We start from the raw sequence: 560 nt of genomic DNA, 5'->3' as shown, positions 1-560 counted from the left end.
CAATGCAGTAACTACTGCGAAGATTAATGACGATGCAGTAACAGCTGCTAAAATAAATGCTGATGTTGCGGGTACTGGTTTAACACAAAACGGTGCGGGTGCTTTAGTAGTTGATCCGACTGCCTTTAACGGTGATGGTAACATTACCTCTTCTGACTTAACCGTTGGTGGTGATGCAAACGCTTTACTAGGAGATGTTACACTGGAAATCTCAGCAGGTGCTGTTGGTACTACTGAATTAGCTGACAATGCAGTAACTACAGTTAAGATCAACGATAACGCTGTAACTACCGGAAAAATCAATAACAACGCAGTAACTACCGCTAAGATCAATGACGATGCAGTAACAGCTGCTAAAATAAACGCCGATGTTGCGGGTACCGGTTTAACACAAAACGGTGCGGGTGCTTTAGTGGTAGATCCGACTGCCTTTAACGGTGACGGTAACATTACCTCTTCTGACTTAACTGTTGGTGGTGATGCAAACGCTTTACTAGGAGATGTTACACTGGAAATCTCAGCAGGTGCTGTTGGTACTACTGAATTAGCTGACAATGCAG

At 43.8% G+C, this 560-nt stretch carries 1 protein-coding gene; it reads left to right on the top strand.

Translation table 11 applies throughout. The features are described 5' to 3' along the window. On the top strand, positions 1 to 560 hold a 560-nt coding region (locus ACXAG7_RS19935; protein ID WP_476667921.1), incomplete at both ends, for a hypothetical protein.

The organism is Tenacibaculum sp. AWR4_210 (assembly GCF_056160945.1).
Note: the sequence above shows the minus strand (reverse complement) of the source record. Positions and strands in the feature narration are given on the sequence as shown.